This is a genomic window from Kitasatospora sp. NPDC088548 (assembly GCF_044753005.1).
In the GTDB taxonomy this organism is placed as follows: domain Bacteria; phylum Actinomycetota; class Actinomycetes; order Streptomycetales; family Streptomycetaceae; genus Kitasatospora.
The window spans coordinates 186,426-211,573 of the sequence record NZ_JBIVMI010000013.1; the positions used below are offsets into that span (position 1 = coordinate 186,426).

Genomic DNA, 25,148 nt, shown 5'->3' on the forward strand with positions numbered 1-25,148 from the left:
CCTGAGTGAGGCCCGTTGTCCAGCCACGGCACCATCACCCCCGGGGACGCTCTGAGGGTCCGGCAGATCTTCCGGTACCTCGCAGAGGCGGGGGAGAGCCGGGTGAAGCCGATCCGTTCGCTCGACCAGGCCAAGCACGTGCTCTGGCTCGCTGAGGTGCCGAGGGAGACACCGCAGGTGCGGAGCTTCCTCGAAGCGCCGCTGGAAGGCGATGAACCTCATTGGCTCGCGGTAACCCGGCCGGAGCACCGGGATTGCCCACTGCCCGACGACACCCTGCGGCGCTGGCTGGAGGACGCCGACCTGACGGACCACCGGCTCGCAGGGCCGCCAGCCCTGCGGGACTCCGCCGAGCTGCCGCACGACGTGGTCCACCCGGACGGGTCGGTCGAGGAGACCACTCGGACGGTGCGGCGGTCCGAGTGGAAGGCCACACAGCGGCTGGAGGCGGACCACCAGGCCTGGTCTGCCGCGTGGAGCGACTGGGCTGCCTGGCAGAGCGCGACGGCGCCCCTGCGCCGGCTGTACGAGCAGCTGTACCGGATCCACGAGGATGCCACCGGCCTCGGCGAGAACTACGAACTCGTGCTTTCCTTCGGCTACCTCACCTGGGAGGCCTCCGACGAACCGATCCGCCGGCACCTGCTGTCCGTGCGGGCCGTGCTCGAACTCGACCGGCAGACCGGGCTGCTCACGCTGGCCGCCGACCCGGACACGCCGGGCCTGGCACTGGAGGAGGGGATGCTCGACGCAGGCCAGAAGATCCGCAGCGAGAGCCGCGAGACGATTCTCGGGCTGCTGGAGGAGGCTGGGAATGCCACGGGGCCGGATGGGATCGAGCTGGTCCACCAGGCGCTGGAGGTGTGGGCGATCGCAGCCCACGAGAGCGGCGGCTACCACCGCGACGTCCGGCAGCACCGGGCGACCGGCGGCGGTCGGCCCGTCGTGGGCTTCGCTCCCGCTGTGGTCCTGCGCGAGCGCAGCCGGCGGACCAACATCGAGGCTCTGCACGGGATAGCCCGGCAGATCGAGCAGGGCGCCGAGCCCACCGAGCTGCTCCGGTTCATCGCGGGCGCGGACACCGATGCGGAGACCGGGACGGATTCCGAGAACCCGGCCGACGGGGCTGGTGACACCGGGGAGACGTACTTCGCGCTGGCGTCCAACGAGGAACAGCGGACCATCGCCGAACGGCTGCGCGACAGCAGGCTGGTGGTCGTCCAGGGCCCGCCCGGCACCGGCAAGACCCACACCATCGCGAACCTGGTCACGGATCTGCTGGCGCACGGACAGCGGGTGCTGATCACCAGCCACACGGCACGGGCACTCAAGGTGCTGAAGGAGAAGCTTCCGGTCAGCATCCGCGAGCTCTGTGTCAGCCGGACCGACGACGGACTGGCCGCCCAGCAGGAGCTGCGTGGGTCGATCCAGGCGATCCTGGAACGCCAGGGCGGTTACGACCCCCGGGCCTATGCGCGGCGGATCGCGGAGCAGGAACAGCGACTGCGTGCGGCGCGTGGCGCCCAGTCGCTGGCCCTCGGTGAGCTGCGGGCCATCCGGGAGCAGGAGACCTACCGGCACCCGCCGGGGATCGGGGACTACCAGGGAACCCTCCAGGAGATCGCCCGGCGGCTCTCGGCGGAGCAGCCCGAGCTGGACTGGCTGGGTCCGGTGCCGGCCGAGCAGCCGCAGCCCGGAGCCGCGGCGGCACTGGCACTGCTGGCCGCGTCCCGCGCCTGCACCGCCGACCACCGGGCCGCCGTCGAGGGGGTCCAGGCGCTGCCGGACCAGGCCGAGCTGCCCGGCCCCACCGCGTTCGAGCAGGACGTGACAGCCGTGCGGAACGCCGAGCAGGGCCGCGCCGCGCTGGCCGGGAGCGAGTTGGCGGGCCTGCTCGACGAGGAGATCGAGCGGCTCGACCCCGTCGCGCAGGACACCCTGGCGACGGCGCTGGAGGCGTTCGAGACGGCCCGGGCCGTCGCCGAGAACCAGGCTCCGGCGTGGGCGGAGCCGCTCCTGGAGGAAGCGCTCACCGGCCAGGACTGGCAGTTGCGCGGCCGCCACGCGGCGACGGTACAGGCCCTGGAGGGCGCCCGGCAGGCCGTCCGGGCGCTCGGCGGTACCCAGGTGGATGGCCTGGACGCCTACGAACCGGCCCACGCACTGACCCTGGCCACCGTGCTGCGGGATGGCCTCGCGGCCGGGGAGAAGCTGCGCGGTGCACTCGGCCTGAAGACAAAGCTGCGCAAGGAGGTCGGCGACTTCCCTGAGCAGGTCCGGGTGGACGGCGCCGTCACCGACACCGAGGCGGCCGCGGCACTCGTGCTCCAGCAGGTGCTGCTCGAACGGCACCTCCAGGAGGTCGAGCGGGAGTGGGGCGAGGGTGCCCGACCGTGGCAGGCTCAGTCCCGTCGGCTGGCCGTTCTGGAGGCCGCGGCCGCCGTGCTCCAGCGGCTCGTCGACCTCGCGGCTCGGCGGGCCGACCTGATCGCGGCCCTGACCCTGGCACCGGTACTGACGGTCCGGCCCTGGCAGCGGCGGGAGACCTGCGAGGCCGCCCGGGACGTGCTGCGGGCCCACCGCGCCTTGCGGCTCGCCGAGGAGCCGCGTTCCCGGCTGGCCGGCCTCGAACAGACTCTGGTCGGCTGGGCCGACCGGCCGGGGACCGGCCGCGCGCCGCTGCTGCCGCTGCTCGGCGCCGTTCGTGCCCGGGATGTCGAGCGGTACCGTGAGTATGTCGGGGAACTCGCCGCGCTGTCTGCTTCGTTGGAGCTGTGGACCGCCTTTGAACAGGCGCGGGTGCCCGTCCAGCGGGCTCTGCCGGAGCTCGCGGACCGGCTGGCGCAGACCCCCGAGGACGGCGATTGGGACCACCGGTTGCCCCGGCTCGCCGAGGCCTGGGCCTGGTCGGTTTGGTCGGCGCGGATGCGGGAGCTGACCGACCCGGCGGCGGAGATGAAGCAACGGACCTTGCTGGCGGAGGCCGACGGCGAGATCCGGATCATGCTGGAGAAGCTGGCGGCGGACCGTTCCTGGGACGGCTGTCTGCGGCGACTGACCAACTCCGAGGCGGTGGCTCTCACTTCGTACCAGCAGAGCGTCGGCCGCTTCGGCAAGGGGACCGGTAAGTACGCCCACCGCTACCGGCAGCAGGCCCGGGACGCGCTGCGCGAGTGCCAGGGCGCCGTACCCGCCTGGATCATGCCGCTCTACCAGGTGACCGCTACTGTGCCGATGGAGGAGGCGGGCCGGTTCGATGTGGTGATCATCGACGAGGCCAGCCAGTCCGGGCCGGAGGCCCTGCTGCTGGCCTGGCTCGGCAAGAAGATCATCGTCGTCGGTGACGACAAGCAGGTCAGCCCGGCCAACGTCGGTCTGGACCAAGAGCAGCTCTTCCAACTGCAGAACCGCCTGCTGGACGCGTTGCCGGCCTCCCGCCGCAATCTCTTCAGCCCCACCGCCAGCTTCTTCGACATCGCCGGCGGGCTCGCCGGCGGGCGGGGCAAGCTGATGCTGCAGGAGCACTTCCGGTGCATGCCGGAGATCATCGGTTTCTCCAACGAACTCGCCTACAACGGCAGGCTTCAGCCGCTGCGTCAGTTCGGCGCCGACCGGCTGCCGCCGATCCGCACGGTCCACGTGCCGGGCGCCTTCATCGAGGGCACCGGCACCCGGCAGCGCAACCGGGCCGAGGCCGAGCGACTGTCCGAGGCGGTGGTTCGGTGCTGCGCCGACCCGGCGTACCGGGGCCGAACCATGGGCGTCATCACCATGCTGGGGAACGGCCAGAAACAGGAGATCGAGGACCTGCTGGCCGACCGGCTCCCGCTGGACGAGCGGCAGCAGCGGCGGATCAGGGTCGGGGACGCCGAGGACTTCCAGGGCGACGAGCGGGACATCGTCTTCATCAGCCTGGTGGTGAGTCTCGCCGACGAGCACGGCGCGCGCCGGCCGGGCCCGTTCTCCAGCGAGGCGATGCAGCAGCGGCTCAATGTCGCTGCCTCGCGTGCCCGGGACCAGGTCTGGCTGTTCCACAGCTTCACCTCGACCGACCTCGGGGCGACCGACCTGCGGCGCAAGTACCTGGATTACTGCACCCGGCCGGGCGAGGAGCAGGACGGCCTGGGCCTCGACGACGTGACGGCGGACGTCCGGCACGAGGCCTTTGACAGCCTCTTCGAGCAACGGGTGTTCCTCGCGCTGCGAGGGCGCCGCTTCCGGGTTCGGCCGCAGTACCCGGCCGGCCGGTACCGGATCGACCTGGTGGTGGAGGGGGGCACCCGGCGGCTGGCAGTCGAGTGTGACGGCGATGCCTTCCACAACGAGGAGAACGCGGACGCGGACGCGGCGCGTCAGCGCGAGCTGGAACGGGTGGGGTGGACGTTCGTCCGAATCAGGGGGAGCCGCTACTTTCTCGATCCCGAGCGGGCGCTTGAGCCGCTCTGGGCGGAGCTGGCGCGGCTCGGGATCGAGCCGGAGGGTGCGGGGGCGGTTGCGGAGCTGGCCGGGCTTGCGCCGGTGCTTCTGCCCGTGTCCGAGCCCGGGCCCGGATTGGTCCTGCGGCGGCGGCCCGTGTCGGTGAACTCGTACGAACGGGTGCAGCGGGAGCTGGCCCGGCTGGCGGAGCGTCTGCACGCCCCGGCCGGGGATGCGATGGCCCGGGCCCGCGACGAGGAGCGGCTGGAGTTCCTGCGCCACTACCTGGCCAGGGTGACCCCGGACCCGGCGCTGGCCGGGAGCGGGGTCGTCCTGCCGGGCACGATCGTCGGGGTCGAGCACGAGGGCTCGTCGGAGGTGGTCCGCTACGTGATGTCGGCGGTTCCGAACTCGGAGGCCGAGCGGATCTCACCGCACTCCGGCCTTGCGTCGGTGCTGCTCTGGTCCGAGGTGGGCGAGCGGGTGTCCTACACGGTCGGGCGGGACGGCAGCGAGCACGCCGTGGTGCGCTTCGTCGAGGACTGATCCCGCGGAGCGGAAGGCCGGGAGCCGCGTGACTCCCGGCCTTCCGCCGCGAGTTCCCTCGTAGAGGGCGCCGGGGAGACCGTTCGGGCGGGGGAGGCCCAGGGCGTGTCGGGAACCGGGACGCGGCGGAGGAGCCCCGGTGGAAAGGTGGGCGTTGACGGGGGTGGGCCGGTCGTTCGACGGCGCTGTTCACGGTAGCCGGGGAAGGACTCAGCGCATTCGGAAGACCGGCCCGCGCGGGGTGAAGGGCAGGCCGGCGCCCTGCGGGACGAGGAAGGCGTGCTCGCGGCGGATGCGCAGGACGTCGCACTCGCCGTCGGTGATCACCAGGACGGGGGCGCCGGGCGGGAAGTCCTCGGCGCGGGCGGTCCAGGATCAGTGAGTAGAACGCCTTCTGGACGTCCGGGGTGGCCGCGTTGAGCTCGTCCAGGAAGAGGCAGTACGGCCTGTCGCGGGCGATGTGCTCGGGCGGGCAGAACCGGGAGCGGCCCTCGGGGGTGAGCTGGGGGACACCGATCAGGTCCTCCGGGGCGAGCTGGGTGCCGACCAGGCTCACGCACTCCAGGCCTAGCGAGTCGGCGAACGCCCGGACCGGGCTGGACTTGCCGATGCCGGAAGCGCCCCAGAGGAACACCGGCCGGACGGTGGCCAGCGAGCAGCAGCTCGGGGATCTGGGCGGGCGAGACAGGGACGGCTCCCTGCACGGGGCTCCTTCGGTACGGTGGTGGCGGCCCGGCAAGTACGCGACGGGAGTTGACGCGGCGCATCCGGATTTCCGGTGGCGGCCGCGGCGCGGGTGCCCGTACCGTCCGGGGCATGAACGCGAAGCGCCCGCTGATCGCCGTGCTCACCGGTGCCGGCATCTCCACCGACTCCGGCATCCCCGACTACCGCGGTCCGAACGGCCTCTGGCAGCGCGACCCGGCCGCCCAGGAGCTGGTCACCATCGGCCCCTACCTGACCGATCCGCAGGTGCGCCGGCGGGCCTGGCTGATGCGCCGGGACGCGGGCGCGCTCGCCGCCGAGCCCAACGCCGGCCACCGGGCGCTGGTCGAGCTGGAGCGCGGCGGCCTGCCGGTGCGGGTGCTCACCCAGAACGTCGACGGCCTGCACCAGCGGGCCGGTCTGCCCGCCCGCAAGGTGCTCGAACTGCACGGCACCGCACGGGAGGTGCAGTGTGTGCGCTGCGGGGTCCACGGGTCGATGGCCGAGGCGCTGGAGCGGGTCGCGGCGGGCGAGCCGGATCCCGCCTGCCAGGAGTGCGGCGGGGTGCTCAAGCCCCGCACGGTGATGTTCGGCGAGGCCCTGGATCCGGTGGTGCTCCAGCAGGCCGACGCCATCGCCAGGGCCTGCGACCTCTTCGTCGCGGTCGGCACCAGCCTCCAGGTCTACCCGGTGGCCGCCCTCCCGCAGATCGCCGTCGAGTCCGGCGCCCGTCTGATCGTGGTCAACGGCGAGCCGACCCCGTTCGACGAGGCCGCCGCCGAGGTGGTCCGTGAGCCGATCTCCATCGCCCTCCCGGCGCTGGTCCGGCGGCTGCTGGCCGGATCGGTCTGACCGGGTGGGCCCCGGGGCGAACCGGCCGCATGCGTACGATAATCCTTCCGGCTTCCCCTCACAGCCTGGAGTGATCGAGCAATGACGACGACGGCGAAGTTCGACCCCTGGTCGGCGGCGTTCGTGGCCCATCCGTACGACGCGTACGCCGAGCTGCGCGAGCAGGCACCGGTGACGTACTACGAGCCGACCGGGCAGTGGCTGGTGTCGCGCTTCGAGGACGTCAGCGCGCTGCTGCGGGACCGGCGGCTCGGGCGCACGTACACCCACCGGTTCACCCACGAAGAGTTCGGCCGGCCCGTGCCCGACCCGGCGCACGAGCCGTTCCACACCCTCAACGACCACGGGCTGCTCGACCTGGAGGCCCCGGACCACACCCGGATCCGCCGGCTGGTGTCCAAGGCGTTCACCCCGCGCATGGTCGAGGGGCTGCGGCCGACCGTCCAGCGGCTGGCGGGGGAGCTGGTGGACGGGCTGCTCGCGGCCGGCGGCGGGGACCTGATCAGCGCCGTCGCCGAGCCGCTGCCGGTCGCGGTGATCGCCGAGATGCTGGGCGTGCCGACGTCCGACCGGCACCTGCTGCGGCCGTGGTCCGCCGACATCACCGGCATGTTCGAACTCAACCCCACCGAGGAGGCCGCCCGCCGGGCCGTCACGGCGAGCATCGAGTTCTCCGACTACCTGCGGACCCTGATCCGCGAGCGCCGGACCGCCCCCGGCTCCGACCTGATCAGCGCGCTGATCCAGGCCCAGGAGGGCTCGGACGCGCTCAGCGAGCAGGAGATGATCTCCACCTGCGTGCTCCTCCTCAACGCCGGCCACGAGGCGACCGTCAACACCACCGGCAACGGCTGGTGGGCGCTCTTCCGCAACCCGGACGAACTCGCCCGGCTGCGCGGCTCGGTGGACGAACTGCTGCCCACCGCCGTCGAGGAGCTGATGCGCTGGGACACCCCGCTGCAGATGTTCGAGCGCTGGGTGCTGGAGGACATCGAGGTGCGCGGGGTGACCATCCCGCGCGGCTCCGAGATCGCGCTGCTCTTCGGCTCCGCCAACCGCGACCCGGAGCGTTTCGCCGACCCCGACCGGCTCGACCTCGGCCGCGCCGACAACCCGCACATCACCTTCGGCGCCGGAATCCACTTCTGTCTGGGCGCTCCCCTTGCCAGACTTGAGCTCACCGAGTCGTACGGCGCGCTGCTGCGCCGGGCGCCGGGCCTGCGGCTGGTCCGCGAGCCCGAGTGGCGCCCGGGCTATGTGATCCGCGGGCTGGAGGAACTGCTGGTCGAGGTCTGAGGCCCCGAGAGGCCCGGGCCGCCGGGAGACCCGGGCCGGCCGAGGTCCGGGCCGCCGGAAAGGGCGTGGCGGAACCGCTCGGGCCGGTGCCGCGTCGAACCGCCATGACGAGCCGCACCAGCCGCAATCGCAGCCACCGCCGTCTCCACCGCGACGGCCGCCCGCCCGCCGCCCGCAGCTCCCGCGGCCCGGCGGCGCTGCTGCTCACCGCCGCGCTCGCCGCGTCGCTGCTCACCGGCTGCGGCAGCACCGGCGCCGCCGACCCCGTGGTCGTCCGGGTCTCGGCGCCCGAGACCCCGGCGCCCGTCGACCCCGCCCGGGTCGCCGCCACCGCCACCGCCACCAGCGCCTTCGGCCTGGACCTTCTGCACACCCTCACCGCGGCCCCCGACCAGGCCGGCCGCAACCTCGTGCTCTCCCCGTCCGGCCTGGCCACCGCGCTCGCCATGCTGCTGCCCGGCGCCCGCGGCGCCACCGCCGACGAACTCGCCAGGGTCCTGCACACCGACCTCGCCCCGGAGCAGTACGCGCTCGCCACCGGCGCCCTCAACCGCCGTGTCCCGCCGACCGACGGCCTGACCCTGCGCCAGTCCGACGCGCTCTGGGCCCAGCAGGGCTTCCCGCTCGGCCAGGACTACCTGCGCACCCTCGCCGCCGCCTTCGACACCGGCGTCCACACCACCGACTTCGCCAAGGACCCGGACGGCTCCCGCAGGACTGTCAACGCGGCCGTGGAGAAGGCGACCGAGGGGCGGATCAAGGACCTCTTCGGGAAGGGCGCGATCACCTCGGACACCAGGCTGGCGCTCACCGACGCGCTCTACCTCAAGGCGAAGTGGGCCTCGCCGTTCAAGGCCGCGCACACCTCCGACCGGCCGTTCCACCGGCTGGACGGCTCCGCGCCGAACGTCGGCACGATGGGCCAGACCGGCACCTTCCGCTATGCCGAGGGCTCCGGCGGCATCCTCGGGGAACCCTGGCAGGCCGTCGAACTCCCCTATGAGGACGGCGGGTTGGCGATGGATCTGGTGGTGCCGGCGCAGGGCGGCTTCGCGGCCTTCGCCAAGGGTCTGGACCAGGCCCAGCTCGACACGATCCTCGGCGCGCTCGCCGAACGGCCGGTCGATCTGACCCTGCCGCGCTTCCGCTTCGACACCGCCGACGACCTGGTGCCCGCGCTGCGCGCGCTCGGCGTGGCGGCGGCCTTCGACGCGGCCGACCTCAGCGGCCTCACCGGGCCGGGGGCGCACGAGTCGCTGAGGGTCGGCACGGTGGTGCAGAAGGCCACCGTCCAGGTGGACGAGGAGGGCACGGTGGCCGCCGCGGGCAGCGGCGTGGGCGTGGTGGCAACGGCCGCGCAGGCCCCGCGGCAGGCCGTCGAGCTGCACATCGACCGGCCGTTCCTGTTCCTGGTCCGGGACACCACGACCGGCCGGCCGCTCTTCCTCGGCCAGGTCACCGACCCGCAGGCCGGGTGACCGGGCGCCGGCTCACCCGGCCGGGTAGCGCCCGCCGAGCGCCGGGTGGGCCGGCTCCCGGCTGCCGAACAGCACCACCAGGTCGTCGGCGACCCGCAGCAGCGTCTCCCGGCCCTCGACCGCCTCGGTCCACTCCGCCGGCAGGGCCGAGGCGCCGTACGCCGCGCCGACCAGGTTGCCGCAGACCGCGCCGGTCGAGTCGCTGTCCCCGGAGTGGTTCACCGACAGCAGCAGCGCCGCCCGGGCCCGGTCCGGCCCGGAGGCCGCGGCCAGCAGGCAGTACACCGCGATGGCCAGGCACTCCTCGGCGATCCAGCCGAGTCCGACCCGCTCCACCGCGTCCGCCGACGGCTCGCCCTCCTCGGCCACCCGCACCGCCCGGTGCAGCGCCCGGACCGTCTCCTCGGCGCCCGGCCAGGTGCCGGTCTGCTCGATGGTCCGCCCGACCGCCGTCCACGGCTCGACCCCGTCCGCCAGCCGCTCGACCAGCGCCGCGAAGGCGCCCGCCGCCAGATAGCCGGTCGGGTGCCCGTGGGTGAGCTGCGCGCACTGGGCGGCCAGTCCGAAGGACTGCTCGACGCCCAGCCGGGCCAGCCCGAACGGCGCCGAGCGCATCACCGTGCCGCACCCCTTGGAGTGCGCGTTGACCGGCCCCGGCTGCCCGAACGCGACCGGCGCCGGGAACTCCGGGTACTGCGACACCCCGCTCAGGCAGGCGTTGCCCGGGGCCCGCCGCGCGTACAGGAACGGCTCGCGCAGCAGCCAGCCGTCGTACGGGCGGGGGAGTGGACCGGGGTCGGGCGCGTCCTGCTGCTGCGTCAGCAGCCAGCGCCGGTAGGCACCGTGGACGGCCTCCGGCACCGAGCCGCCGCCGCCCGTCCAGCCCCGGACGAAGCCGCGGATCAGCCCCTCGGCGGTGAACAGCGTCATCTGGGTGTCGTCGGTGACCTCGGCGACCCGGCCGCCGGCCGGCAGCCCGGTCACCCCGGCCGGGCCGTACCGCTCCCGGATCTGGTAGAGCTGCTGGAACTCCACCGGCCAGCCGAGAGCGTCCCCGACCGCCCCGCCGAGCAGCGCCCCGCGCACCCGGTCCGTGTACCCCGACTCCGTCATCGTCGGTCCCCGTCGTTCGCAACGGATTCCGTTCTATCAGGCCCGGCCCCACGGCCTAGCCGCGGATCTCCCCGGCCCGGCCGTGCAGGGCGGCCCGGTCGGCGGCCGCCCGCCCGGCCGCCCAGCCCTCGCCGTCGCTCACCCGCACCCGCTGCGAGACCAGCTTCGGGAACATCCGCCCGACCTCCTGGTCCACCGCCTCCGAGCGGGCCGCCAGCGCCGGCAGCAGCCGCTCGTCGGGCACCAGTTGCTCCTCGGTGCCGTCCTCGCGCAGGTGCCGCCCGGCCGCCGCGGCGCTGGTGGCCTGCTCGGTGGCGGCGGTCAGCCGCTCGCGGATCCGCGCCGCGTACGCCACCAGGAAGGACTGCCGGAACGCCTTGGTCCGCGAGGCGCCGTCCAGGTGCTGGCGGGCGCCCGACCTGTTCATGGCCGCGGTGGCCTGCACCAGCAGCGAGGTGTACAGCAGTTCGACGCCGTCCAGGTCGCCGTCGAAGCCGATGATGGTGCAGAAGCCGAACTCCTTCGCCCACACCACCCGGCACCGGTTCGCCGCCGCCACCGCGTCCAGCAGCATCGCCTTCGGGCTCTCGTACGGGTTGTCCACGCCGATCCGCAGCGACGCCGGGGCGTCCCGGTCGGCGCTGACGGCCAGCAGCGCCTCGTCGATGCTGTGCTGGGCGATCAGCTGCTGGGCCTTGGCGGTCAGCGCCTCGGCCTCCTCCGGGTACTCGGTGGACTCGGCCTTCGCCAGCAGCGCCCGGATCCGCGACAGCATCCGCGGCTCGCCCGGCACCGGGCGCCGCGCCCGGTGTTCCACCCGGGGCGGCTGCCCGGGCGCCGGGCCGACCGGGGCGATCGGCGGCAGCCGGCCCCAGGTCCGCAGCAGCTCCAGTACGGCGGTGGCCAGCGCGAAGCGGTCCAGCCGGTGCCGGTGGGCGAAGGCGGCGAGGTACGCCTCGTCGTCCGGCCACCAGGCCTCGGTCTCCAGCTCGCGCAGCTGCTCCTGCCAGCGCCGGTCCAGCGCGGCCGCCGGGTGGCGTCGGCCCTCGGCGGCGATCAGGTCCACCGCGAGCGCCAGATGGACCGGCTTCAGCTCCCGCCGCACCACCCGGGTCAGGTCCGCCGGGCGCCACCCGGCCGACCAGCACCGCCCGACCGCCGTGTCCGCGTGGCCCAGCAGCGCCCGGCTCACCGCCGGCCACTGCCCGGCCGAGGCGGCCAGCAGCGAGGCCCCGGTGTCGAGCGCGAGATCCAGCCCGTCCTCCGGTGCCGTCAGCACCGCCCGCAGCGCCTGGTCCAGCAACGGCCCGGCGCTCCCGTTCGCCCCGGCCCCGCCGTGCTGCCTGCGCTTGCCCACGGTGTGTCCCGTCCTCGTCACGCCCGGTCCCGTGACCGGGCCGGCTCTCCCGCCCATGATGCCGGAGCGCCCGGCCCCACCGCGGGGACCGGGCGCTCCGGCGGACGCTTCAGCGGGACGGGCTCAGCGCTCGACGGCCTTGGCGAGGATCTCCGGGCCGCGCTCCAGCAGCCGGCCGGCGGCCAGCCGGATGCCGAGGACGGCGACCAGGGCTCCGTAGAGCGGCCCGAGCAGCAGGACCGGCCAGGCGGGGCCGTCGGTGATCAGGGCCCAGCCGAGGTAGCCGGTGACCGGCAGGCAGAGCAGCGTCGCACCGAACACCGAGCCGAAGCTGTTGAGCATCACCAGCCCGCCCTGGCCGGGGGCGGCGTTGCGCATCGGGTTGCTGTCGGCGGGCATGGTGTACGGCGCCAGCACGCTCAGGACGGAGCCCAGCGCGATGCCGCAGCCGAGCAGGGCCAGCGCGAGACCGAGCGCGGGGGCCAGGCCGGCCCAGTCGCCGGTGACGGCGGCCAGCGCCACCGCGAGCAGCACGGTGACCGGCAGCGCGTAGGAGAGCACCGCGTACGCCCGCCCGCGCAGCTCGTCCCGGGCGTCGGCGGGGGTGCGCAGGGTGGCGGCGACCATCCAGAACGCCGAGCCGTCCATGCCGAACAGGTTGAGCATCTGCAGGCCGAGGAACATCCCGGCCATCGCCACCAGGTAGACGCTCGACCAGCCCTGGATCACCGACAGCACGCAGAGCACCAGCGCCATCCCGATGCTGGTGAACACGGCGGCCTTGGCCCGCGGCTCCCGCCAGGCGTAGCGCAGGTGACGCTGCATCACCGCGCCGGTCCGGCCCTCGGGCAGGAAGCCCCAGCCGCGCGAGGCCCGTACGCCGCGCGCCACCTCCAGGGTGGAGGCGTCCGCGGTGACCATCAGCTGCTGGAGGCTGCCGCGCCACCAGCGCAGCAGCAGCGCCAGCAGCACCGCGGTGGAGGCCAGCTGGAGCACGGCGAGCCCGTACCGCCCCTCGCCGGCGGTGCGGGCGGCGTCCACCGCCCCGACGGGCGGCACCCAGCGCAGCACGGAGGCGATCGACGCCAGCGGGCTGAGGTCGAGGCCGTGCTCGCCGGTCTTGCCGAAGACGCTCTGGGAGCCGATGTTGGCGATCTGGATCAGCAGCGCGAAGAGCAGCCCGCCGAAGATCGCGAAGTCCTTGCCGCGCCGGCTGGAGAGCAGCCGGGCGTTGCCGGCCGCCACCGAGCGGGACAGCGTCACCAGGCTGACCACCGCGAGCGGGACGCCCACCACCGCGGCCACCGCCGAGGCGGCGCCGTTCGCGCCGGACAGGGCCGCGCCGGTGACCAGCACCAGGGAGACCAGTGGCCCGGGGCCGATCAGCGCGGCCAGTACGGAGCCGCGCAGCAGCGGACCGGGGCGCAGCGGCAGCATGGTGAGCCGGGTCGGGTCGGCGCTCTCGTCGCTGGCGAACAGGAAGAGCGGCAGTGCGGCCCAGCCGATGGCGAGCGCGCCGACCAGCATCACGCCCGCGTCGCCGGCGCCGCGGTGGCCGTTCAGCAGCACCATGCCCAGCGCGATCAGGGCGGAGAGCAGCAGGCCGAGCACCGCGCCGATGATGTAGACGGCGGCCCGCCCGGGGCTGCGCCGGAGGCCGTTGCGGAGCAGCCGGAGCTTGAGCGAGACGAGGGCGCGGACCACCGCGCGCCCGTCGGGCACCGGGGTGCGGGCTTCGCGTATCCCGCCGGTCACGCCGGCCACGCCGCTCACTGCCCGCCCCCGAGCCAGCCGAGCGCCTGCCCGTCGTCCTCGCGTACGCCGATCAGCGCGAGGAACGACTCGTGCAGGCTGCGCTCGCCGCGGACGGTGTCCAGCGGGCCCTGGGCGATCACCTGGCCGGCGTTGATGACGGCGACCCAGTCGCAGAGCTGCTCGACGAGCTCCATGACGTGGCTGGAGAACACGACGGTGGAGCCGGCCGCCGCGTACCGCTTGAGCACGCCGCGGATGGTCTGGGCGGAGACCGGGTCGACGCCCTCGAAGGGCTCGTCGAGGAAGAGCACGTCGGGGTTGTGCAGCAGCGCGGCGGCCAGGCCGATCTTCTTGCGCATGCCGGTGGAGTAGTCGGCGACCAGCTTGTCGGCGTCGCCGGCCAGGTCCAGGACGGCGAGCAGCTCCTCGGCGCGGCGGTCCACCTCCGCGCCGGGCAGGCCGCGCAGCCGGCCGTTGTACTGGAGCAGTTCACGGCCGCTGAGCCGCTCGAACATCCGCAGGCCCTCGGGCAGGATGCCGATCCTGGCCTTGACCGCGACCGGGTCGGCCCAGACGTCGGCGCCGTGCACCAGGACGGTGCCCTGGTCGGGCCGGAGCAGGCCGGTGACCATCGACAGGGTGGTGGTCTTGCCGGCGCCGTTCGGGCCGACCAGCCCGATGAACGCGCCGGCCGGAAGCTCCAGGCTCAGCCCGGCCACGGCGGCCTGGCTGCCGAAGCGCTTCCACAGCCCCCGGATGCTGACGGCGGCGGGGGTGCTGGACACGGGGGCGGGGAACGGCGGCGGTGCTGACGCCTGCATGGCGGCCTTCTCTGTTCGGTGGTAGGGCTGCGGTCCAGGCCAGCCTGCCATTGCCCGGGCGGACTGTCGCCCGGGTGGGCGATCTTCGGCGGGTCTGGGCCGAACGGATGAAGGCCGAAGTGACGGTCCCTCGCCCGACCGGTGTGAGCGCGCCACATGCTCGTCGGGAAAAGTGGCAACTACTCAGGACCCCCGTTCGTCCTGCACTATGAAGGTCGGTGAGCGCGCGCGGCGCGCCGGGGCGTCGGGAGGTGGCGGATGGCCGTTCAGCCGTGGGGCGAGCAGGGCCCCGGGTACGGCGGTCGGCCGCCGCAGGTGCCGGCCAAGCCGTACGCCGGGTCCTGGCAGCCCGCGCCCACGCCGCAGTCGGCGATGCGGGCGGCGCACACGGACCGCGACCGCACGATCGACGTGCTGAAGGCCGCCTTCGCCGAGGGCCGGCTCTCCGCGGACGAGTACGGGCAGCGCTTCGAGGCGGCGAGCGGCGCGCAGACCTACGGCGAGCTGGCCCGGCTGGTGGCCGATCTCCCGTCCGGTCCGATGGTGACGCCGATGCTGACGCCGATGGGCGCACCGGCCCCGGTGGTCCCGCCGACCTTCCTGCCTCCGCCGCCGCGCCGCACCAACGGCGCCGCGGTGGCATCCCTGGTGCTCGGCGTGCTGACCCTGCCGACGATGGGGATGACCGGCCTGCCCGCCGTGATCTGCGGGCACATCGCCAAGAGGCAGCTGTCCGTCCGGCAGGAGGAGGGCGACGGCATGGCCGTCACCGGCCTGGTGCTGGGATGGCTCTCGGTCGCCGGCTGGACCCTGCTGCTCCTCGCGGGGATCTTCTTCAGCGGTGGCGGCGGCTCCGGATCGTACTGACGGCACCCCGCCCCGGGCGGTGGGAGGCGGCTGCGGTGGCGACGGGCTCCGGACTGTGGTAGAGCGGCAGGTAGGCGGTCCGACACCGGACGTCCGCTCGCGGGACATCCCCGCGACATCCGGCCGACGGCCGCGACCTGCGGCGTTGCATTTGTTTTGACCGAGCTCCATGCGCTAGGTACGCTCTGACCTTGTGCCTGGGGTGTCCCCGGGTCCTTGTGCGTGCATGCACACCGGTCGCCGCGCCGAGCCGGAGCGCCTTCCAGCGCCCCGCGCGTTGAGCGCCGTCGCTGTACATCAGCTCATGGGATTCCGTGTCGGAATAAGCCCAACACACCCGACCGCGTGGGTCGACCACGGGGCCGTGTGTGAGGGAACACCACAGGTTAGTTCCACCAAGCCTTGGCACACAGAAAACGGAGAAACGGTGCCTACGATCCAGCAGCTGGTCCGAAAGGGCCGGCAGGACAAGGTCGAGAAGAACAAGACTCCCGCGCTGAAGGGCTCGCCCCAGCGTCGCGGGGTCTGCACGCGTGTGTACACGACCACCCCGAAGAAGCCGAACTCGGCGCTTCGTAAGGTCGCCCGTGTGCGCCTCACCAGCGGGATCGAGGTCACCGCTTACATCCCGGGCGAGGGCCACAACCTGCAGGAGCACTCCATCGTGCTGGTGCGCGGTGGTCGTGTGAAGGACCTTCCTGGTGTCCGCTACAAGATCATCCGCGGTTCGCTTGACACCCAGGGTGTCAAGAACCGCAAGCAGGCTCGCAGCCGCTACGGCGCCAAGAAGGAGAAGTAAGAATGCCTCGTAAGGGCCCCGCCCCGAAGCGCCCGGTCATCATCGACCCGGTTTACGGCTCCCCGGTCGTCACCCAGCTGGTCAACAAGATCCTGCTGCACGGCAAGCGCTCCACCGCCGAGCGGATCGTCTACGGCGCCCTCGAGGGCGTTCGTGAGAAGACCGGCTCGGACCCGGTCGTGACGCTGAAGCGCGCGCTGGAGAACGTCAAGCCGGCCCTCGAGGTCAAGTCCCGCCGTGTCGGTGGCGCGACCTACCAGGTCCCGGTCGAGGTCCGTCCGGGCCGCGCCAGCACCCTGGCGCTGCGCTGGATGGTCGGTTACTCCCGCGCCCGTCGTGAGAAGACCATGACCGAGCGCCTGATGAACGAGATCCTCGACGCCAGCAACGGCCTGGGCGCTTCCGTGAAGCGTCGCGAGGACACCCACAAGATGGCCGAGTCCAACAAGGCCTTCGCGCACTACCGCTGGTAGTCCCTACCCCGTCACTAGACAGAGAGAGAACGAGCCACCATGGCTGCAACCTCCCTTGACCTCGCCAGGGTCCGCAACATCGGGATCATGGCGCACATCGACGCGGGCAAGACCACCACCACCGAGCGGATCCTGTTCTACACCGGTGTCTCGTACAAGATCGGTGAGGTCCACGATGGCGCTGCCACCATGGACTGGATGGAGCAGGAGCAGGAGCGCGGCATCACGATCACGTCGGCCGCGACGACCTGTCACTGGACGGTCGACGACGTCGACAACACCATCAACATCATCGACACCCCGGGTCACGTCGACTTCACCGTCGAGGTGGAGCGTTCGCTGCGCGTCCTCGACGGTGCGGTGACGGTGTTCGACGGTGTCGCCGGTGTCGAGCCCCAGTCCGAGACCGTGTGGCGGCAGGCTGACCGCTACGGCGTCCCGCGCATCTGCTTCATCAACAAGCTGGACCGCACGGGCGCGAACTTCTTCTTCTGCGTCGACACCATCGTGGAGCGCCTCGGCGCGACCCCGCTGGTGATGCAGCTCCCGATCGGTGCCGAGGCGGACTTCAAGGGCGTTGTCGACCTTGTCCGCATGAAGGCGCTGGTCTGGTCCGCCGAGGCCGCCAAGGGCGAGATGTACGACATCGTCGACATCCCGGCCGAGCTGCAGGAGCAGGCCGACGAGTACCGCGAGGCGCTGCTCGACACCGTGTCGAACGTCAGCGACGAGGTGATGGAGCTCGCCATGGAGGGCGAGGACGTCCCCGAGGAGCTGCTCTACGCCGCGATCCGCAAGGGCACCCTGGAGTCGGCCTTCACGCCGATCTTCTGCGGTACCGCGTTCAAGAACAAGGGCGTTCAGCCCCTGCTCGACGCGGTCGTCAAGTACCTGCCGTCGCCGCTGGACATCGAGTCCATCGAGGGCACCAAGCCCGGTGACGACACGGTCAAGATCTCCCGCAAGGCCTCGGACGACGAGCCGCTCGCCGCGCTCGCGTTCAAGATCATGTCGGACCCGCACCTCGGCAAGCTCACCTTCGTCCGGGTTTACTCGGGCCGCCTGGAGTCCGGCACCTCGGTGCTGAACGCCGTCAAGGGCAAGAAGGAGCGCATCGGCAAGATCTACCGCATGCACGCGAACAAGCGTGAGGAGATCGAGTCGGTGGGCGCCGGCGACATCATCGCCGTCATGGGCCTGAAGCAGACCACCACCGGTGAGACGCTGTCCGACGAGAAGAACCCGGTCATCCTGGAGTCCATGGACTTCCCGGCCCCGGTCATCCGCGTCGCGATCGAGCCCAAGTCCAAGGGTGACCAGGAGAAGCTGGGTGTCGCCATCCAGCGTCTCGCGGAGGAGGACCCCTCCTTCCAGGTCAACACGGACGAGGAGACCGGCCAGACCATCATCGCGGGTATGGGCGAGCTGCACCTCGAGGTGCTGGTCGACCGTATGCGCCGTGAGTTCAAGGTCGAGGCCAACGTCGGCAAGCCGCAGGTCGCGTACCGCGAGACGATCCGCAAGGCCGTCGAGCGTATCGACTACACGCACAAGAAGCAGACCGGTGGCTCCGGCCAGTTCGCGAAGATCCAGATCGCGATCGAGCCGATCGAGTCCGGCGAGGGCTACGAGTTCGTGAACAAGGTCACCGGTGGCCGCGTGCCGAGGGAGTACATCCCCTCGGTCGACGCCGGCTGCCAGGAGGCCATGGAGTTCGGTGTGCTCGCCGGCTACCCGCTGCAGGGTGTCCGCGTCACGCTGCTCGACGGTGCCGCGCACGACGTCGACTCCTCCGAGCTCGCGTTCAAGATCGCCGGTTCGATGGCCTTCAAGGAAGGCGCCAAGAAGGCCGGTCCGGCCCTCCTGGAGCCGATGATGGCCGTCGAGGTCACCACGCCCGAGGACTACATGGGCGATGTGATCGGCGACATCAACTCTCGCCGTGGCCAGATCCGGTCCATGGACGAGCGTCACGGTGCCCGCGTCGTTTCGGCGCTGGTGCCTCTCTCCGAGATGTTCGGCTACGTCGGTGACCTGCGCAGCAAGACCTCCGGTCGCGCGAGCTACTCGATGCAGTTCGACTCGTACGCCGAGGTTCCGCGGAACGTGGCGGACGACATCATCGCCAAGGCCAAGGGCGAGTAACGTCCCGACATTCGGGATGTTTGCGAACCCTTAGGCTATTAGGAGGCAACCCGGGAGAATCCGGTCGGATTCTCCCGGGGGCCTCCGGCCCCCACCCGCGGGACGGCATGGGGTGCCCACCGGCACCCCGTACCCAACCCGATCAAAGACCAACTGACGTCAGCACGGCGTACAGAACTGTCCTCAGGAGGACTGCAGTGGCGAAGGCGAAGTTCGAGCGGACGAAGCCCCACGTCAACATCGGCACCATCGGTCACATCGACCACGGTAAGACGACCCTTACCGCGGCCATCACCAAGGTGCTGCACGACGCGTACCCGGAGATCAACCCCTTCACGCCGTTCGACCAGATCGACAAGGCGCCGGAGGAGCGGCAGCGCGGTATCACCATCTCGATCGCGCACGTCGAGTACCAGACCGAGGCGCGTCACTACGCCCACGTCGACTGCCCCGGTCACGCGGACTACATCAAGAACATGATCACCGGTGCGGCCCAGATGGACGGTGCGATCCTCGTCGTCGCCGCCACCGACGGCCCGATGCCGCAGACCAAGGAGCACGTGCTCCTGGCCCGCCAGGTCGGCGTCCCCTACATCGTTGTCGCCCTGAACAAGGCCGACATGGTGGACGACGAGGAGATCCTGGAGCTCGTCGAGCTCGAGGTCCGTGAGCTGCTCTCCGAGTACGAGTTCCCGGGCGACGACCTGCCGGTCGTCCGCGTCTCCGCGCTGAAGGCGCTGGAGGGCGACAAGGAGTGGGGCGAGAAGCTCCTCGGCCTGATGCACGCGGTCGACGAGGCCATCCCGACCCCGGCCCGCGCCGTGGACCAGCCGTTCCTGATGCCGATCGAGGACGTCTTCACGATCACCGGTCGTGGCACCGTCGTCACCGGTCGTATCGAGCGTGGCATCCTCAAGGTCAACGAGACTGTCGACATCATCGGCATCAAGGAGACCAAGACCACCACCACGGTCACCGGCATCGAGATGTTCCGCAAGCTGCTCGACGAGGGCCAGGCCGGTGAGAACGTCGGTCTGCTCCTCCGTGGCATCAAGCGCGAGGACGTCGAGCGCGGCCAGGTCATCATCAAGCCCGGTTCGGTCACCCCGCACACCGAGTTCGAGGCCCAGTCGTACATCCTGTCGAAGGACGAGGGTGGCCGTCACACCCCGTTCTTCAACAACTACCGCCCGCAGTTCTACTTCCGTACCACGGACGTGACCGGCGTTGTGACCCTCCCCGAGGGCACCGAGATGGTCATGCCGGGCGACAACACCGCCATGACGGTCGTGCTGATCCAGCCGATCGCCATGGAGGAGGGCCTGAAGTTCGCCATCCGTGAGGGTGGCCGCACCGTCGGCGCCGGCCAGGTCACCAAGATCATCAAGTAATTGATGCTCTAGACCTGCCTGTACCGCACAGGCGAGCCGAAGGGCCCCGCACACTTCCGGGTGTGCGGGGCCCTTCGGCGTGTCGGGTGGCCGGGGGAGGGCCCCGGCGGGTAGGGGGTTCCCGGTCCGGATAGACTGAGCCACCCGCAGCCGTCGCCAGGGCGAGGCTGACCGAGGCTCTCCGCCCCACTGCCGAAAGCGCTCCGGAATGACCTCTGCCCCGCTTCTGACGAAGCCCTCGCTCCTCCGGCGCCGCTCTGCCGCCCGCGCGGGCCAGCCGTCCGACGGCCGCACCAAGCGTCCACGCCTCTACGCGCTGGACGGGATGAGGCTCTTCGCGGCCCTGAGTGTGATGTCCTTCCACTGGACCGCGTACGTCGGAATCCCCGGGGTGTGGCAGGGCGTCACGCCCAAGGACGTGCTGCCCCTGGTGAACCGGGTGGCGGCGTACGGCTGGCTGGGCGTCGAGCTGTTCTTCGTCATCAGCGGCTTCGTGATCTGCATGAGCTGCTGGGGCAAGCGGCCGGGGGAGTTCTTCGTCTCCCGGGTGGTGCGCCTCTACCCCGGGTACTGGGCGGGCATCGCGCTGACCAGCCTGGTGGTGCTCAACTTCAAGCAGTTCGCCCGCCTCGGAGCCGGCGACGGGCTGACCGCCAGCACCATCCTCGGCAATCTGACCATGCTTCAGACCCCGCTCGGGATGCGGCACGTCGACGGTGTCTACTGGACGCTCTGGGTCGAGATGCGGTTCTACCTGCTGTTCGCCCTCGTCGTCGCGACCGGCCTGACCTACCGCAAGGTCGTCGCGTTCTGCGGGATCTGGACCATCGCCGCCGTACTGGCACCACAGGCGCAGATCCCCCTGCTGACCACCCTCGCCATGCCGAACGAGTCGCCGTTCTTCATCGCCGGCGTCGGCATGTTCCTGATGTACAGGTTCGGCCAGAACCTGCTGCTCTGGGGGATCGTGGGCTTCTCCTGGATCCTCGCGCTGACCCGGCTGGACTCGATCCAGGAGGTCTACGTCAACGTCCTCGGCCACACGCTGTCGTGGAACGTGATGGCGGCCGCGGTGACCGCCGCGTTCGCCCTCGTCCTCGGTGCGGCGCTGGGCCTGTTCGACTGGGTGCAGTGGAAGTGGCTGACCGTCGCCGGGGCGCTGACCTACCCGCTCTACCTGATCCACCAGGAGATCGGCTGGACGCTGATCCACTACCTGCTCACCCGGCACTTCAGCGTCCAGCTGGCGCTGGTCACGGCCCTGGCGACGGTCCTGGTCGCCGCTTGGCTGATCCACCGGCTGATCGAACGGCCGGTGTCCAGGCTGCTCAAGAACGCCCTGGACCGTTCGATGGCGACCTTGCGCCGCGTCTCGGACGAGCCCGTGCCCCGGAAGTCCTGACGCCGCTCCCGGGAGCCGGGTGAACGTCCGGCCCAACGCTCGTTCATGGCATGGCAAAATCCTGCTGCTAGCCTGGCCGCCACCTGGCCGGCTCCGGCCCTGAACTTCCCCTCGCATCCATCAGCTCGGTCGGCCGGGTCAACCGGCGTGTACTCCGGCATCGATCGAACGTTCTCGAAGACACAAGGGACAGGCGACAACTGATGTACAACGCAGCTGTATCGGCAGAGCAGGTGGCCGCCCAGCCGGCGCCGCTGCTGTCGGTCGTGATGCCGATCTACAACGAGCAGGAGGCCCTGCCGTTGACGGTCCAGCGCCTGCGTCCGATCCTGGACGAGCTCGGGATCGACTACGAGGTCGTCGGCATCGACGACGGCAGCACCGACGCCACCCCGGCGCTCATGCAGAAGATCCACCAGGACTGGCCGGAGTTCCGGATCGTCCGCTTCGCCCGCAACTCCGGGCACCAGGCGGCGCTCACCGCCGGCATCCACCGTGCCTTCGGCGACTACGTCGTCTCGATCGACGCCGACCTGCAGGACCCGCCGGAGAAGATCCCCGAGATGCTCTCGCTCGCCCGCGAGCGGAACCTCGACATCGTCTACGGCGTGCGCGGCGACCGCGGTACCGACACGTTCTTCAAGCGGCGTACGGCCGGCGCCTACTACTGGCTGATGCGCAAGCTCGTCGGCAAGAACATGCCCAACCAGGCCGGTGACTTCCGCCTGCTCAGCCGGGCCGCCGTGGACGCGCTCAAGGCGCTGCCCGAGCACCAGCCGGTCTACCGCCTGCTGGTGCCGTGGCTGGGCTTCCCCAGCGGCGAGGTCGTCTACGTGCGCGAGGAGCGGGTGGCCGGCAGCACCCACTACCCGCTCTCCAAGATGGTCCGGCTGGCCATCGACAGCATCACCAACTTCTCCGCCAGCCCGCTGCGGCTCGCCACCTGGCTCGGTCTGCTGAGCTTCGTGCTCTGCTTCGCCCTGGGCATCTACACCACGGTCGAGTACGCGCTGGGCAAGACCGTGCCCGGCTGGTCCTCGCTGTTCATCGGCATGCTGTTCCTCGGCGCCGTGCAGCTCGTCTGCATGGGTCTGCTCGGCGAGTACGTCGGCCGGATCTACTCGGCGGCGCAGGCCCGCCCGGCCTACTTCGTGGGCTACGACTCGGCCGAGGACCGCGGCGCGCGGACCTCGAAGGTCTCCGAGTACGTGGCGTGACCCCCCGTCCCGTCCCGCGACGGCCGGCCCGTCGCGGGACGGGACACCTCGCCGCAGCAGCCAGGCCGCCGATGCAGAGCCCGCAGGAGAAGAAGAGCGATGGGCACCACTGACAGCACCGCACCCGCCCCGGGGACGCCGACCGCGCCCGCCGGGAGCGGCAGTTCCGCGCTCGGCGACGGGCCGGGCGCCGAGGGTGCCCCGCTCGGGACCACCGCCCGGCTGGTGCGCTTCCTCCCCGCACTGGCGGCCTACGCCTTCCTGGTCGCCCTGCTGCTGGCGGCCGACACCTCGGTCGGCGATGTGGCGCGTTACACCTTCTACGTCCTCTGGGGTGTTCTGCTCCCGGGCACGCTGGTGTTCCGCGCGCTCCGCCGCCGGCCGCACACGCTGGTCGAGGACCTCGCGTTCGGTGCGGTGGTCGGTCTCGTCCTGGAACTGGCGGCCTGGGCCGTCCTGGTGGGCCTGGGCCTGCAGTCGGTGGCCACGGCCTGGCCGCTGGCGGTCGTGATCCCGTTCGCCGCGGTGCCGGGGCTGCGGCGGCACTGGTTCCCGCGCGGCTACCGGCGCACCTCGACGGCCTGGTCCTGGTCGGTCGCCGGGACGGTCGGGCTCACCAGCGCCTACCTGTACGCGGTGGTCCTCAGCAAGAACCCCATCGTGCCGGACACCGAGACCACCCGGCAGTACATCGACCTGCCGTACCTGCTCTCACTGGCCGGGAACGCCAAGCACAACTTCCCGCTCACCTTCCCGCAGGCCGCGGGGGAGCCGCTGCACTACCACTGGTTCACCTTCGTCCACATGGCGATGACCGACCTGGTCGGCCACATCGACCTGCCGGTGGTCCAGATGCGGCTGATGGTCCCCGCGCTGGTCGCCCTGGCGATGGTGATCACGGCCGTGGTGGCGCACCGGCTGAGCGGCCGGGCGTGGGCCGGTCCGGTCGCGGCCCTGCTGGTCTTCGCGGTGGGCGAGTTCAACGCCGTCTACCCCAACAACACCCCGAGCTGGACCTTCGGTGCCCCCGCGGTGCCGCTGATGGCGTGGGCGAGCCTCTCGCTGACGTACAGTCAGCCGCTGCTGATGGCGCTGATCGGCGTGGTCGGTGACGCCCTGCGCGGCCGCGGCGAGGACGACGGGGAGCGGCAAGGCCGGATCCCGTCGCTCGGCCGGGGCGCCTTCGTGCTGGCCGCCCTGTTCGCGGTGGCCTCCAGCGCGGCCAAGGCGAGCTCCCTGCCGGTCACCCTGGCGGCCCTGGCCTTCGCCGGCCTCATGGTGCTGATCGGTACCCGGCGGATCCCGTGGACCATCGTCGGCCTCGGCGCGATCATCGCCGGTGCCCAGCTGTTCGCCACCGCGGTGCTGTTCAAGTTCGAGAGCTACGGCCTCGAGGTGGTGCCGTTCGGCAACATCGAGCGGTACTGGGCGGACCCCGAGCACACCCGGACCGCGGTGACCCAGGCCGTGGTCGTCACCGCCACACTGGGCGCCTTCCTGCTCAACCACCAGCTCCGGCTGGTTGGCATGATCCCCCTGCTCTGGCGCCGGCGGCTCCGCCTCGAACAGACCCAGTGGTTCCTGCTCGGCGGCGCCCTCGCGGGCCCGTCCGTCTACCTGGTGGTCAACGGCTTCAACGCCAGCTACTTCACCCTCGCCGGCCTGCCGTTCGGCGTGCTGCTGTCGGCGTGGGGCTACTGCGAGGTCTTCGAGCGCGCCGCGCTGCCCACCCGGGCCAAGGCCGCGCTCGCGGTGGGGGCGCTGGCCTTCGTCGGCCTGCTCACCTACGGCATCTACCACTACGCGGGGGACTGGGCGACCTTCGCCCTCAAGGCGGTCGGTGACGCCAAGGGCACCAAGTCGTACACGGCGCTGGTGCCCGCGCTGGCCGCGGCCGCCGCGCTGGCGGGCATCGCGGCGGTCTGCGGTGTGCTCTGGTGGGCGGTCGGCCGTGTGCGGCCCGCCCTGCGCCGGCGAGGCGGGCTCGTCCTGCTGACCGCCGCGCTCGCGGCCGGCGCCCCCTCGCTGCTGCTCGACGTCCAGCAGACCCGGCAGATCCCGTGGGACGGGGCCTGGCCGCTGCCGGCCAGCCAGGTCGAGGCGGGCCGCTGGGTCCGTGCGCACAGCGACCCGTCGGACGTCCTGGTCACCAACGGTCACTGCCGTTCGGAGAACGACTACGCGGTGCCGGGCCAGACCTGCTGGAACTCGCTGTCCTTCTGGCTCAGCGCCTACTCCGAGCGCTCGGTGCTGGTGGAGGGCTGGGCGTACTCGCCGCGGCTGATGTCGGAGAAGTCCGGCACCTTCTGGGACCAGCCGTTGCTCAAGCTGAACGACGACGCCATCTACCAGCCGACGGCCGATATCCTCGATCAGCTGCACGATCGGTACCACGTTCGCTATCTGGTGGTGAACCGTAAGCTGGCGCCGGAGTCCCCGCTTCTGAAGACCCTTGCCACACAGGTCTTCGACAACGGCCGGATGGCCGTGTACGAGATTTCCTGACCCGACAAAC

16 protein-coding genes and 1 pseudogene are annotated in these 25,148 nt (G+C 71.7%); 12 read left to right on the plus strand and 5 right to left on the minus strand.

The window, feature by feature from the left end:
• Positions 1–102: 102 nt before the first annotated feature.
• Positions 103–4,962: an AAA domain-containing protein gene (locus ACIP82_RS18975; RefSeq protein ID WP_400654511.1), complete on the plus strand. Its 4,860-nt coding sequence runs from the start codon at positions 103–105 to the stop codon at positions 4,960–4,962.
• A 364-nt stretch (positions 4,963–5,326) separates the two neighbouring features.
• Here ACIP82_RS18975 and ACIP82_RS18980 read toward each other — a convergent pair.
• Positions 5,327–5,666, minus strand: a pseudogene (locus tag ACIP82_RS18980) (AAA family ATPase); the annotation flags it as partial.
• A 112-nt stretch (positions 5,667–5,778) separates the two neighbouring features.
• Between ACIP82_RS18980 and ACIP82_RS18985 the strand changes: the two are divergent.
• The 3 genes from ACIP82_RS18985 to ACIP82_RS18995 all read left to right on the plus strand — a co-directional run bounded on the left by ACIP82_RS18985 (position 5,779) and on the right by ACIP82_RS18995 (position 9,293).
• Positions 5,779–6,519, plus strand: coding sequence for an NAD-dependent deacylase (locus ACIP82_RS18985; RefSeq protein ID WP_363605837.1), 741 nt, complete (start codon positions 5,779–5,781; stop codon positions 6,517–6,519).
• An 81-nt stretch (positions 6,520–6,600) separates the two neighbouring features.
• Entirely contained in the window at positions 6,601–7,815 is a 1,215-nt protein-coding gene (locus ACIP82_RS18990; RefSeq protein WP_363605835.1) for a cytochrome P450, read from the plus strand.
• Positions 7,816–7,919: 104 nt separating this feature from the next.
• Positions 7,920–9,293, plus strand: a complete 1,374-nt coding sequence (locus tag ACIP82_RS18995) for a serpin family protein (RefSeq protein ID WP_363605834.1) — start codon at positions 7,920–7,922, stop codon at positions 9,291–9,293.
• A 12-nt stretch (positions 9,294–9,305) separates the two neighbouring features.
• Here the strand turns inward: ACIP82_RS18995 and ACIP82_RS19000 are convergent, their stop codons facing one another.
• The 4 genes from ACIP82_RS19000 to ACIP82_RS19015 all read right to left on the minus strand — a co-directional run bounded on the left by ACIP82_RS19000 (position 9,306) and on the right by ACIP82_RS19015 (position 14,339).
• Entirely contained in the window at positions 9,306–10,406 is a 1,101-nt protein-coding gene (locus tag ACIP82_RS19000; protein WP_363605833.1) for an ADP-ribosylglycohydrolase family protein, read from the minus strand.
• Between the two features lie 55 nt (positions 10,407–10,461).
• Positions 10,462–11,763, minus strand: a complete 1,302-nt coding sequence (locus tag ACIP82_RS19005; RefSeq protein WP_400654515.1) for a DUF2786 domain-containing protein — start codon at positions 11,761–11,763, stop codon at positions 10,462–10,464.
• Between the two features lie 123 nt (positions 11,764–11,886).
• Entirely contained in the window at positions 11,887–13,527 is a 1,641-nt protein-coding gene (locus tag ACIP82_RS19010; protein ID WP_400654517.1) for a transporter, read from the minus strand.
• A 5-nt stretch (positions 13,528–13,532) separates the two neighbouring features.
• Entirely contained in the window at positions 13,533–14,339 is an 807-nt protein-coding gene (locus tag ACIP82_RS19015) for an ABC transporter ATP-binding protein (RefSeq protein WP_363605830.1), read from the minus strand.
• Between the two features lie 258 nt (positions 14,340–14,597).
• Between ACIP82_RS19015 and ACIP82_RS19020 the strand changes: the two genes are divergently transcribed.
• From ACIP82_RS19020 to ACIP82_RS19055, 8 genes are all read left to right on the plus strand, one after another.
• A complete protein-coding gene (locus tag ACIP82_RS19020; RefSeq protein ID WP_363605828.1) occupies positions 14,598–15,206 on the plus strand; it encodes a DUF1707 and DUF4190 domain-containing protein in 609 nt (202 codons plus the stop codon).
• 427 nt (positions 15,207–15,633) lie between these two features.
• Entirely contained in the window at positions 15,634–16,005 is a 372-nt protein-coding gene (rpsL, locus tag ACIP82_RS19025) for a 30S ribosomal protein S12 (protein ID WP_014144289.1), read from the plus strand.
• A gap of 2 nt (positions 16,006–16,007) precedes the next feature.
• The gene (rpsG, locus tag ACIP82_RS19030) at positions 16,008–16,478 is read left to right on the plus strand and encodes a 30S ribosomal protein S7 (RefSeq protein WP_030055803.1); all 471 of its coding nucleotides are present in this window, start codon (positions 16,008–16,010) and stop codon (positions 16,476–16,478) included.
• A 39-nt stretch (positions 16,479–16,517) separates the two neighbouring features.
• Positions 16,518–18,623 (plus strand): elongation factor G, encoded by a 2,106-nt coding sequence (gene fusA / locus ACIP82_RS19035; protein WP_363605827.1) that lies wholly within the window; start codon positions 16,518–16,520, stop codon positions 18,621–18,623.
• A 197-nt stretch (positions 18,624–18,820) separates the two neighbouring features.
• Complete coding sequence (gene tuf, locus ACIP82_RS19040; protein WP_363605826.1) at positions 18,821–20,014, plus strand: elongation factor Tu; 1,194 nt, start codon at positions 18,821–18,823, stop codon at positions 20,012–20,014.
• Between the two features lie 208 nt (positions 20,015–20,222).
• On the plus strand, positions 20,223–21,416 hold the full coding sequence (locus ACIP82_RS19045) for an acyltransferase family protein (protein WP_400654521.1): 1,194 nt from the start codon (positions 20,223–20,225) through the stop codon (positions 21,414–21,416).
• A gap of 203 nt (positions 21,417–21,619) precedes the next feature.
• Entirely contained in the window at positions 21,620–22,633 is a 1,014-nt protein-coding gene (locus ACIP82_RS19050; protein WP_400654523.1) for a glycosyltransferase, read from the plus strand.
• Between the two features lie 99 nt (positions 22,634–22,732).
• Complete coding sequence (locus ACIP82_RS19055) at positions 22,733–25,138, plus strand: hypothetical protein (protein ID WP_400654525.1); 2,406 nt, start codon at positions 22,733–22,735, stop codon at positions 25,136–25,138.
• Positions 25,139–25,148 lie beyond the last annotated feature (10 nt).